The sequence below is a fragment of the Pseudonocardia sp. KRD291 genome, assembly GCF_019263595.1.
In the GTDB taxonomy this organism is placed as follows: domain Bacteria; phylum Actinomycetota; class Actinomycetes; order Mycobacteriales; family Pseudonocardiaceae; genus Pseudonocardia.
The window spans coordinates 1-10,144 of record NZ_JADQDD010000234.1 but is presented as its reverse complement, the minus strand read 5'-3'; the positions used below and the strand labels follow the sequence as shown (position 1 = coordinate 10,144).

The window sequence follows — 10,144 nt, the reverse complement described above, 5'->3', positions numbered from 1 at the left end:
CCTGGGCGGTCAGGTCGTCGACGATCAGGCGGGAGCGGTCCAGGGTGCCGCTGCGGTAGGCCGAACGCCCGACGATCTGCGAGATCACCGGGGCGGTCACCACCTGGAACAGCACGACCAGCAGCAGCGTGACCGCGCTCTCCCACTCCACCCGGAACGCCGTCCCGAGCAAAATCAGCAGCAGCCCGAGGGTCTGCGGCTTCGTCGCGGCCTGCAACCGGGCGGGCAGGTCCGGCAGCCGCACCAGCCCGAGCGCGCCGAGCAGGCAGAACGCCGCACCGAGCAGCATCGGCACGGCGCACAGCACGTTGCGGATCTCGTCCCAGCTCACGGCGTCTCCACGGACGGACCGACGTCGACGCCGCTCACCGGTGCCGCTCCCATCGCTCGAGCAGCCGGGCGGCGGCCGCCGTACCGACCAGCACGGTCAGCGACACCGCGACCAGCAACGGGATGTTCGACCCGTCCTGGTAGTAGGCGACATAGACCGCCGCCGCGGCCACGATCAGCACCACGAACACGTCCAGGGCGGCGAGCCGGTCCAGCGTGCTGGGCCCCCGGAACAGCCGCAGCATCGTCAGCCCGGCCGCCGCGGTCAGCATGAGCAGGACCAGCGTGAACACGACCGTCACGACGGCTCCTCCATCCGTTCGGAGAGAGGCCCGGCCGGCGCCTCCCGGTGGCAGCGCGCCACCTCGTCCCGGTGGCCGAACGCCTCGATCACCCGTCGTTGCAGCGTGTACACCTGCAGGCGGACCTGCTCGATATCGGCGTCCGAGGCCAGGCCGAGCGCGTAGACGTACCAGACGCCGCGTCGCCGGTCGATCTGCAGCACGAAGCTGCGCGGGGTCAGGGCCAGCCCTCCGGCGATCATCGTCGCGACCCGTCCGGAACGGGTCAGCATCGGCACCGCGATGATCCCGGCGCGGGCCCGCGGACCGTGCCACAGCGTCTGGCGCGCGACCACGATCCCGGACATCACCAGGTCCACCAGCAGGAAGCCGATCAACCGCAGCAACGGCCACGGGCGCACCGGGAGCCGGTCGAGCAGCGGCATCGGGAACATCACGGTGACGGCGACGGCGACCAGCACCCCGCCGAGGATGATCTTCGGCGAGAAGATGCCCCAGAGCGCGACCCATACCAGGGTCAGGCCGAGGACCTGCGGCAGCCGGCGCACGAAGGTGGTGTTCATGACTCCTCCCCGGGAGGGAACGCCCGGTAGACGGTCATCGGCCCACTCCCGGCTGCCCCGCACCCGGCGCGCCCTCGCCGAGTACGGCGTCGACGTAGGGGGTGCGCCCGATCAGGTCGGTCCCGGCGCGGGTGGTGACCTCGGTCAGCGGTCCCGCGCCGACCGCGATCAGCACGCTGACCGCGATCAGCCCGGCGCTGGCCACGAACATCGGCGTCGACGTCCGCGCCGTCCCGACGACGAGCTCGTCGGTCGGGTCCGGATCGGGCAGCGGTTCCTTGGGCTTGCCCCAGAACACCCGCACCCAGACCCGGGCCATCGCGTAGAGCGTCAGCAGGCTGGCCAGGACCACCACGCCGGCCACGACGGACCCCGCGACGCCCGCCCCGGCCCCGGCCTCGAGCAGCGCCAGCTTGGCCACGAACCCCGACGTCGGAGGGATCCCGGCCAGCGTCAGCGCGGGTATCGCGAACAGCACGGCCAGACCGGGCGAGAGTTTGACCAGTCCGCCCATCGCGTCGATCGACACGGTCCCGGTCCGTCGCGTGATCAATCCGCTGACCAGGAACAACGTCGCCTGCACGGTGATGTGGTGGACGACGTAGAGCGCCGTGCCCGCGACCCCGCGCACGTCGTACACCGCCAGCCCGAACAGCATGAAGCCGATGTGGCTGACCAGGAGGAACGACAGCAGCCGGTTCAGGTCGTTCTGGGCCAGCGCCCCGAGGGCACCCACGACCATCGTCAGGGCCGCGAGCACCAGCAGCAGGATCGACGGGCCGTCGTGCGGGAAGATCAACGTCTGGGTCCGCAGCAGCGCGTAGATCCCGACCTTGGTCAGCAGGCCGGCGAACAGCGCGGTGACCGGTGCGGGCGCGTTCGGGTAGCTGTCGGGCAGCCAGAAGTGCAGCGGCACGATCGCCGCCTTGATCCCGAACACGACCACGGCCATCAGGCTCAGCACCGTCGACAGTTCCGGGGGGAGCTGGGGGATCCGGCCGGCCAGGTCGGCGAGGTTGACCGTGCCGGTCGAGGCGTAGACCAGCGCGATCGTGGTCAGGAACAGCAGCGACGACGCCAGGCTGACGATCACGTAGGTCATTCCGGAGCGCACCCGGGCGGCGTCGGTCCGACGGGTGATCAGCACGTAGGACGCGGCCAGCATGATCTCGAACGCGACGAACAGGCTGAACAGGTCGCCGGTCAGATACGCCATCGACACACCGGTCGTGAGCATCAGGAAGATCGGGTGGAACGTGGTGGACGGGGTCTCCCGGCCGTAGTCGGAGATCCGCTGGTCGATGGCGTAGACCAGGACCGCCAGCGTGACCAGCGTCGAGATCAGCAACAGCAGCGCGGAGAGCCGGTCGGCCACCAGGACCACACCGATCGGCGCCCGCCAGCCGCCGAGCTCGGTGACCACCGGACCGCCCGAGTCCGCGGCGACCAGCAGCACCGCGGCGATCGCGCTGACCGCCGAGAGCACCGCGATCCCGATCAACCGCTGCAGCCGCGCCGAGCGGGATCCGACCACCGACAGGGCCGCGCCCAGGATCGGCAGCAGGATCGCGATCGCCGGCAGTGCGGTCAGGAGCGAGTCGGGGCTCATCGGCCCGCCCCGTCCGTGCGGCCGTCGCCGTCCGTCGGCCCGGAGACGTCCGTACCGGACCCGGCGCCGACCGCGGCGGGCTCGTCCGGCTCCGCGTCATCGGGCTCCTCGGAGGCGGCGGCCGAACCCGGGTCGTCGCCGTCGGACTCCGGGCCGCCCTCCGCGGCGTCCTCGCCCATCGACCCCTCGGGACGGCCGCGCAGCGCGATCCGGCGGTCCTCGATGTCGTCCTGGACCTCGTCGTGCCCGGTGAGCACCCAGGACCGGTAGCCGAGTGCGAGCAGGTAGGTGGTGAGCGCGAACGTGATCACGATCGCGGTCAGGGCCAGTGCCTGTGGCAACGGGTCGGTGAACTCCTCGGGCGCTGCGACACCGAGGACCGGCGCCCGCCCGGGCGGGCCACCGACCAGCTGCAGCAGCAGGTTCGCGCCGTGTCCGAGCACCACGATGCCGATCAGGATGCGCATCAGCGAACGTTGCAGGAGCAGGAAGAAGCCGACCGAGTACAGGACGGCCAGAACCAGCGCCATGGCCAGGTTGATGCTGCTCACAGCCGCATCACCGGGTGCTCGACGTCCTCCGGGTCGTCGCCCGCGGCACGGGCGTCGCGCTCGATGCCGCTGCCCAGCGAGCGCAGCAGGTCCAGCACCACGCCGATGATCAGCAGGTACACGCCGATGTCGAGCGCGAGGCTCGACACCAGGTCCACCCGGCCGATCACCGGCAGCACGAACGTCGCCTTGGCGCTCGCCAGCACGGGCGCACCGAACAGGACCGGGATCAGCGCGGCGAGCACGGCAACGGTGAGTCCCAGACCGACCAGCATCGGCGGCCGCACTTTGATCCGGGCGCCGATCTCGGCGCCGTCGGCGCCGCCGCCGGCGATGTAGCGCAGCACGAACGCGAGTCCGGCGGTCAACCCGCCCGCGAACCCGCCGCCGGGGCCGTAGTGACCGACGATCAGCAGGTACACCGAGAACACGAGGACGATCGGGAACAGCACCCGGGCCGCCGTCTCCAGCATCAGCGTGCGGCGCGCGCCGACCGGGCACGCGCCCGGCAACGACCACCGCTCGGCCGGGGTGTCCCACTCCGCGAAGGGCACCGGAGCGCCGGTGTCGACGGCTCCCGACGACGGCGGCTCGGCTCCCGTCCTCTGCTGGTTCCCGCTGCTCACCCCAGCACCTCCCTCTCGTGGTCCGGCGATCCGGAGCCGCTCTCGACGTCGTCCCGGCGGGTGCGGCGGTCGAACCGGGTGGCCAGGACCAGACTCGCGGTGCCCGCGGCGGCCACCAGCAGGACGCTGATCTCGCCGACGGTGTCCAGCGCGCGGAAGTCGACCAGGATCGCGGCGATCACGTTGTCCGAGCCGGTGCCCTCCCTGGACTGCGCGATGTACTCGGCGCTGGCCGTCGTCGGCGCCGTGCGGGCGCCGCCGAGCAGCACCGCGGTCACCGCGACCATGATCCCCGCAGCGCCCGCCACCACCGCCTTGGTGACCGTCGCCCGCCGCGACGCCCGGGCGGTGCGCGTCGTGTCGAAGTGCGCGGGCAGGCGACGCAGCACGAAGACGAATGCGACCAGCGTCAGCGTCTCGACGAGGAACTGTGCCAGTGCCAGGTCCGGTCCGCCGTCGACGATGAACAGCCCGCCGATGCCGTAGCCGATCGCCCCGACCAGCAGCACCGCGGTGAACCGGCGGCGGGCCCGCAGCAGCCCCAGCGTGCACAGGATCACCGCCGCCCCCAGCGGCAGCTGCACGACCGTGTCGATCAGGCGCGGCATCGGCGGCAGCAGGCCGGCGACCAGCGCCCGCACCATCGCCACGCCGGGCAACGCCAGCATCGTGATGAGCACCGAGCCCAGGTAGACGGGCAGCGAGCCCGCCTGCAGGCGACCGGTGACGAACGTGGCGAGGCGCTCCAGCCCGCTCACCACGTGCTCGTAGCTCCGCTGCGCGGACACCGGGGTCGCGAACCGGGCCGACGTCGCGGCCACCACGGGGTTCCACCGGTGCAGGGCCAGGCCGCCGAGGAGTGCGAGCGCGGAGAACAGCAGCGGCAGGCCGAGGCCGTGCCACAGGGCCAGGTGGTAGTCCGCCGCGACCGGGTCGCCCGCCTCGGGGTAGGCCGCCGCGTAGGACTCGGCGGGGCCGTCGGGGAACCCGTAGAACACGCCGAGGCCGATCCCGGCGATCGCGCAGATCCAGGCGGGCACGGTCAGCCCGGCCGACGGCGCGGAGGACTCGGTGGGTTCGCGGCCCGGCTTGGTGCCGAACGCGCCCCGCAGGAACCGGACGGTGTAGGCGACGGTGAGCATCGACCCGATCAGCAGGCCGATCGCGACGATCCAGCCGCGCAGGTCGGCGTCGTGCAGGAAGGCCTCGAACGCCGCCTCCTTGCCGACGAAGCCGAGCATCGGCGGCAGCCCGGCCATCGACGCGCCGGCGAGACCGGCCACCCAGGCCAGCCCGGGGCGGCGCCTGCCGAGACCGGACAGCTCGTCGACGCGCCGGGTGCCGGTGATCTTGTCGATGGCGCCGACGACCATGAACAGCGGCGCCTTGAACAGCCCGTGTGCGAGCAGCATCCCGATGCCCGCGAACGCGGCGATCCGCCCGCCCGCGCCGAAGAGCACCATCAGGAAGCCGAGCTGGCTGACCGTGCCGAACGCGAGCAGCCGTTTGAGGTCGGGTTCGGTGAGCGCCCGCCAACCACCGAGCAGCATCGTGGCCAGCCCGAGCACGACGACCGGGACCCACCACTCCGGGCGGACCGCGAACGCCGGGGAGAGCCGGGCGACCAGCACGACCCCGGCCTTCACCATCGACGCCGCGTGCAGGTACGCGCTGACCGGCGTCGGGGCGGCCATCGCCGCCGGCAGCCAGGGGTGGAACGGCAGCTGCGCGGACTTGGTCAGTGCACCGAGCAGGATCAGCACGAGCCCGGCCGTCGCGGCCGCCCCGACCGGCGGCGCGGCGACGATCTCGGAGATCACGTAGGTGCCGGCCGCGTGCCCGAGCAGCACGATGCCCAGCAGCATCGCCAGCCCGCCGAACACCGTGACCAGCAGTGCCTGCACCGCGGCCCGACGGTTCGCCCGGTGCAGGCCGCCCTGCCCCACCAGCAGGAACGACGCGATCGTCGTCAGCTCCCAGAACACGTAGAGCGTGAGCAGGTCGTCGGCCAGGACGAGGCCGAGCATGAAGCCCGCGAACGCGAGCAGCAGCGTCGCCGTCCGCGGCGCGTCCCGGCTGCCGGAGCCGAAGTACCAGGCGCTGTAGGCCAGGATCAGCGCGCCCAGCCCGCTGACCAGCACGACCATCTCCAGCCCGAGCGCGTCCAGGCGCAGGCTCAACGACAGACCCAGCTGCGGCACCCACTCCACCCGCTCCGAGACGCCGGCCCCGAGCGCGGCCTCGGCGTTCGCCAGTGCCCAGACCAGGGTGACCGCCGGAAGGACCGCGGCGGCGCCGAACGCCAACGCCCGGCTGCGGCGCGCCACCGTGGGCAGCACGGCGGCCACCGCGAGATGGGCGAGCACGAGCACCAGCACGGTCGTCAAGCTCCTAGCGGCGCGGCCCGGGGAGGCGTACACGCGTCGTCGGGGCGATCCGGCGGGGGCGATCCGGACGTTTGAGGGGGGGTCGACGTCGATCCTATCGACCGGGACCGACATAACGCCCGTTCACGAGGCAGTGCTCACCCGTGCCGGGTCCCGGAACTCCCCGGACGGGGCCGGTGATCAGACCAGCGGCTTGGCGAAGCAGCGCGAGCGGGGGTCGTCGCGGTGCACGCCGAAGGTTCCGATCGAGGTGTACCCGGAGCTGACGTAGAGCGCCACCGCGTCCGGTTGCCGGGTCCCGGTCTCGAGCACCATCCGTCGCCGCCCGGCCGCGCGGGCGGTGCGTTCGAGCTCGGCGAGCACCGCGCGGGCGTGCCCCTTGCCCCGGACGTCGGGCACCACGTACATCCGTTTGATCTCGGCGTCGCCGTCGCGGACGACGTCGTCGACCGGGTCGACCGGGTCCGGCTCGAGCGCACGCCAGGCTCCGGACGCGACCGGGCGGACGCCGTCGTAGCCGACCAGGTAGATCCCGCGCGGGGCGTCGAACTGCTCGCGCAGCAGCGTCGTCACGTCACCGTCGCCGTAGATCTCGCGGTAGTAGCTCTGCACCTGCTCGTTCAACGCCACCGCATCCGGGTGGTCCAGGCCGGCGACGCGGAGATCGATCACGCGATCCACCGTAGGTGGCGCAGGCGTCCCCGCGCCGCCGAGTTCGATGTGGCCCCCGGCTCACCAGGTGACCGGTAGCTCGCGCACACCTCCGGTGAGCAGGTCCGAGCGCAGGCCGATCCCCGAGCGCGGGCGGGCAAGGCGTCCATCCCGGGGGTGGATGTCCGCCCGGCCACGGATCGAGTGTCACGTATTGGTCGCTCGGGCCACCGCTTCGTGACGCTCGACGAGACGGCGGACCCCTGCTGCGATCGGCCGTCACGTTCCGGTGCGCTCGATCGCCATTTCGTGACGCTCGACGTGGTGTCGGTGAGTTTCTGTCTCATGAACCGGCACCACGGAGGAGGCGAGCCACGATTGGGTGGCCCCACGTCCTCGCCGACGCGCTAGGCGACACCATCTCCTGATGGATGCCGTCAGGCTCGTGACCGACGCCGCCCGGTCGCTGGCGATCACCCCGCGGGACCGGAGGTGGGCTCACGTCAGCCTCTGCATCCTCGACGCGGTGTTCTCGATGGGCGCGCGCTACACGACCACCGTGAACACTTGCCGCCGCTACGCGGACACGGTCGGGATCACGCCGTTGCAGACCTCGGATACGGCCGCCGTAATCGGGACATACGCCGAACAGGCGCTGAGCGCCTTCCTCGCGGATGTGGATGTGGACGAGGTCGACGTGTTCGCTGCGACCGTCCTGCGGAACCGCCAACGCACGAGCCCTCGGGGCGGGATCCTCAAGGCAGAGGCGGCACGCGAGTACGCCGGCGCACTCGTCGAAGCGGGTGTGGAGCGCTACGCCGACCTCCCCGCATTGCTCATCGACGCTTCCAGGCTCGCTGCGCTGGAAGAGCGGCTGCGCAAGGTCCGGGGCAACGGGAGCGGTGAAGTCCGGCTCGGTTACCTCTGGATGCTGCTCGGCGACGACCAGATCATCAAGCCGGACCGGATGGTTCTCCGTTGGTTGGGGCGTGTCCTCGACCGCCCGGTCGGTACCGGCGAGGCACGCACGCTCCTCACCGATGCAGCCGCCGAGATCGGTCGCACTCCGTGGGAAGTCGACCACGCCCTGTGGAACGCCGAACGTGGCGGTCGACGTCGGGTCGACTCCGACCCGGTCGCGCGACGACGCCATCGCGCGCACCAGGGCCAATGGCGGGACGAGGTCCTCGAGGCTCCGGAAGGTCGGGGCGATCGAGACACGAAGCTCGTCGACAGCATGTTGCCCGTCGAGCACGACGGGATCTCCGCGGAGGACGCGGGCTGGAACCTCATGTCCGACGCCGCCATCGAGTACACACGGGCGCGGATACCTGTGGTGCGCAGCGCCGGCGGCGTGGTCGAGGTGGGCCGCTTGTGGCGCAACCTGCTGTCGAGCCAGCCATTGGCGTTCAGTCTCGCCGGTGAGCTGCGGGCACGGCCGGAGTCCACGCTGACGGTCCTGTCGACCATGACCGGGCAGAAGATCGTGACGTTCGACCGGATCAATGCCGATGACGCCCCTTTCGACCTCGACGGTCTGCAGGCCGAGTGGGCACCGCGCCCGGCGACGCACACCGGCGACAAGAGCGCGGCCGATATCGCTGCCGCTGGCCGTACCTCCGACGGACGCCGGCTGCTGATCACCATCGAGGTCAAGTACACCGACGAATTCTCCAGAGATCGTTTGAAGAAGGCAGGTCGCGCAGATCGCTACGAGCATCTGCTGAAGCGGCTCGGTCTCGCAGAAGGAGACGTCGAGGCACTACATCGCGCCGGCAGGACCCAATTCCTGCGTTCCGTTCTGCTCACCGAATCGGTCCGTGCGAACGGCGAGTGCGACGACGTGTTGGCGGTGGTTCTCGGTCGTGCCGACGACGATCGTGCCCGCAGTGTCGTGCAGGCGGTCGCCGCAGCCGTCCCATCGGTACCCGTCCGGTACTGGTCCATCACCGGATTGCTCGACGTTGCGGCGGAGCATCCCGATCTGTCGGACTGGGCGGAGTCCATGGCGGGCCGATACGTGCCCGATCCCGCCTGAGTTCACGCGCCGCGTGAGCGTCGCACCGGCCCGCCGGGCGTGCGTTCCGCGATACGCACCTGCGGCGGGCGATCGACCGTCAACTTGTGGTGTGCGGGATCGCCATTTCGTGACGCTCGTGAGGGCCGCCGGACCAGGCGATGATCGGGAGTCACGTTGTGGTGGCAAATATCGCCATCCCGTGAATCTCGGCGGGCGTGCCCGGGCCAGTGCCGATCGGGCGTCACGTTGTGGTCGGGTCGGTCGCCATTTCGTGACGCTCATCGAGGTCACTGGGGATCGGGCGCCGGTGAGGCGTCGGCCGCGGCTGCTCCTCGGCTCTCGTCAGGGCCGGGCGACGCGGGTCCGGAGGTTGAGCTCCGGAGGGGTGGTGCAGAGAGCGCCGCACTCGGCGACCCGGGCGATCCGGCGTCGGCGCGTCTCCGGACGCTTCGCGCGGGCGATCCATTCCAGGATCGTGCGCCGGGCCGACGGGGACAACGCGTCGAAGGACGCGGCGTCGCCGGCGAGGTGCTCGCGCAGGTCGTCGGGGACGACGCCGTCCTGCGCCTCGGCGAGGACCGACCACGTCCCGGTCCGCCGGGCGAGGTCGACGACGGCCCGTCCCGCCGGGGTCATCAGCCCGTCGGTCTCGAGCCGCTCCACGATCTCGCGGTTGACCTTGCTCCAGGTGCTGCGCGGACCGCGCGGGCCGAAGCGCTGGATCATCGAGTACTCGTCGTACCGGCGGGCGTGGCTGTCGATCCAGCCGACGCACAGGGCCTCCTCGATCGCCTCCCGGTGGCTGATCCCGGAGTTCTCCGGGGTTCGGTGACGGGCGTGCGGGATGACCAGCCAGATCTCCTCGGCGGTGCCGCTCTGCGAGCACAGCCAGGCGCGCCACTGCGCGCGGTCGGCCACCAGGACGTCGAGCACCGCGGTCACGACGCGCTCCGCGCGGCGAGCATCTCGAGGAAGTGAGGGTTGTGCATGACGCCCAGGACGTTGCCGAACGGGTCGATCACCGAGGCGGTCGTGAACCCGGACCCGTCGCCGTGCTCGGTGATCGGCTGGTACTCGGTGGCACCCATCTGCAGCAGCGTCGCGA

At 71.5% G+C, this 10,144-nt stretch carries 11 protein-coding genes; 1 reads left to right on the top strand and 10 read right to left on the bottom strand.

What is annotated here, in order from left to right:
- From mnhG to I4I78_RS24815, 8 genes are all read right to left on the bottom strand, one after another.
- Positions 1-289, bottom strand: a 289-nt coding sequence (mnhG, locus tag I4I78_RS24850) for a monovalent cation/H(+) antiporter subunit G (RefSeq protein ID WP_255567184.1), incomplete at its 3' end; no start/stop codon positions are given.
- Positions 290-365: 76 nt separating this feature from the next.
- Entirely contained in the window at positions 366-632 is a 267-nt protein-coding gene (locus I4I78_RS24845; RefSeq protein WP_218613902.1) for a monovalent cation/H+ antiporter complex subunit F, read from the bottom strand.
- Positions 629-1,195 (bottom strand): Na+/H+ antiporter subunit E, encoded by a 567-nt coding sequence (locus tag I4I78_RS24840; RefSeq protein ID WP_218613901.1) that lies wholly within the window; start codon positions 1,193-1,195, stop codon positions 629-631. Before I4I78_RS24840 ends, I4I78_RS24845 begins: the two co-directional genes overlap by 4 nt.
- A 34-nt stretch (positions 1,196-1,229) precedes the next feature.
- Entirely contained in the window at positions 1,230-2,804 is a 1,575-nt protein-coding gene (locus tag I4I78_RS24835; RefSeq protein WP_226380381.1) for a Na+/H+ antiporter subunit D, read from the bottom strand.
- Complete coding sequence (locus I4I78_RS24830) at positions 2,801-3,355, bottom strand: Na(+)/H(+) antiporter subunit C (protein WP_308252338.1); 555 nt, start codon at positions 3,353-3,355, stop codon at positions 2,801-2,803. Before I4I78_RS24830 ends, I4I78_RS24835 begins: the two co-directional genes overlap by 4 nt.
- On the bottom strand, positions 3,352-3,981 hold the full coding sequence (locus I4I78_RS24825) for an MnhB domain-containing protein (protein WP_308252337.1): 630 nt from the start codon (positions 3,979-3,981) through the stop codon (positions 3,352-3,354). Before I4I78_RS24825 ends, I4I78_RS24830 begins: the two co-directional genes overlap by 4 nt.
- Positions 3,978-6,359: a hydrogen gas-evolving membrane-bound hydrogenase subunit E gene (gene mbhE / locus I4I78_RS24820; protein ID WP_218613907.1), complete on the bottom strand. Its 2,382-nt coding sequence runs from the start codon at positions 6,357-6,359 to the stop codon at positions 3,978-3,980. Before mbhE ends, I4I78_RS24825 begins: the two co-directional genes overlap by 4 nt.
- A gap of 189 nt (positions 6,360-6,548) precedes the next feature.
- Complete coding sequence (locus I4I78_RS24815) at positions 6,549-7,037, bottom strand: GNAT family N-acetyltransferase (protein WP_218613905.1); 489 nt, start codon at positions 7,035-7,037, stop codon at positions 6,549-6,551.
- A 409-nt stretch (positions 7,038-7,446) separates the two neighbouring features.
- Between I4I78_RS24815 and I4I78_RS24810 the strand changes: the two genes are divergently transcribed.
- The gene (locus tag I4I78_RS24810; RefSeq protein WP_218613900.1) at positions 7,447-9,057 is read left to right on the top strand and encodes a hypothetical protein; all 1,611 of its coding nucleotides are present in this window, start codon (positions 7,447-7,449) and stop codon (positions 9,055-9,057) included.
- 324 nt (positions 9,058-9,381) lie between these two features.
- Here the strand turns inward: I4I78_RS24810 and I4I78_RS24805 are convergent, their stop codons facing one another.
- The gene (locus tag I4I78_RS24805) at positions 9,382-9,981 is read right to left on the bottom strand and encodes a YdeI/OmpD-associated family protein (protein WP_308252336.1); all 600 of its coding nucleotides are present in this window, start codon (positions 9,979-9,981) and stop codon (positions 9,382-9,384) included.
- The coding region (locus I4I78_RS33025) for a VOC family protein (RefSeq protein WP_374225912.1) at positions 9,978-10,144 on the bottom strand (167 nt) is incomplete at its 5' end. The genes I4I78_RS24805 and I4I78_RS33025, both read right to left, overlap by 4 nt.

Excerpts from the sequence above, each read along its gene's own strand:
- I4I78_RS24840 (WP_218613901.1), bottom strand. The coding sequence starts at position 1,195 with ATGAACACCACCTTCGTGCGCCGGCTGCCGCAGGTCCTCGGCCTGACC.
- I4I78_RS24835 (WP_226380381.1), bottom strand. The coding sequence starts at position 2,804 with ATGAGCCCCGACTCGCTCCTGACCGCACTGCCGGCGATCGCGATCCTG.
- I4I78_RS24810 (WP_218613900.1), top strand. The coding sequence starts at position 7,447 with ATGGATGCCGTCAGGCTCGTGACCGACGCCGCCCGGTCGCTGGCGATC.